The sequence below is a fragment of the Bacillus sp. C28GYM-DRY-1 genome (assembly GCF_030519405.1).
Taxonomy (GTDB): domain Bacteria; phylum Bacillota; class Bacilli; order Bacillales; family Bacillaceae; genus Bacillus; species Bacillus spizizenii_A.
Map to the genome: position 1 here is coordinate 1 of NZ_JAUMKF010000055.1, position 503 is coordinate 503.

Below are 503 nucleotides of genomic sequence, written 5' to 3' on the forward strand. Positions count from 1 at the left end.
GTTTTTCAAGAGGGCGATCAGACTGAAAGTTCCGATCCAATATATTATCGACCACGGCATATGGCTGCCCATTCTTCTTGCGCTTTTTCACCTTAACCCGGCACTGCCATTGATTTTTCTGCATAATGCGTTGAACAGTTTTATGGTTAATACGCATTCTCTTTTTTAGTATGGCTGTGATTTTTCGATACCCATATCGATACTTGTGCTCTCGGCACAACGTGCCGATTTGTTTTTCCAAGTGGCGCTTGGGATGATCCCTCATCAAATTCTTCTTCCAACGATAATAAGACGCTCGAGAGATACCTAAATGAATACAGATATCCTGTACTGTCATTGTGTCGTACAATAATTCTACAAGTTCGACTGACGTTTCGCTATCAACTTCCTTTCCAATTCGTTGTACTTTTTTAAAACTTCATTCTGCTGTCTCAGATAACGATTCTCTGCCTGCAGTTTCTCTAATTCGGAAGAATACTCCGGACCTTTTCCGTAAGTGTATT

The 503-nt window shown here is 40.8% G+C and carries 1 pseudogene; it reads right to left on the bottom strand.

The features are described from left to right. Positions 1-503 (bottom strand): annotated as a pseudogene (locus tag Q3W56_RS20640) (IS3 family transposase); the annotation flags it as partial.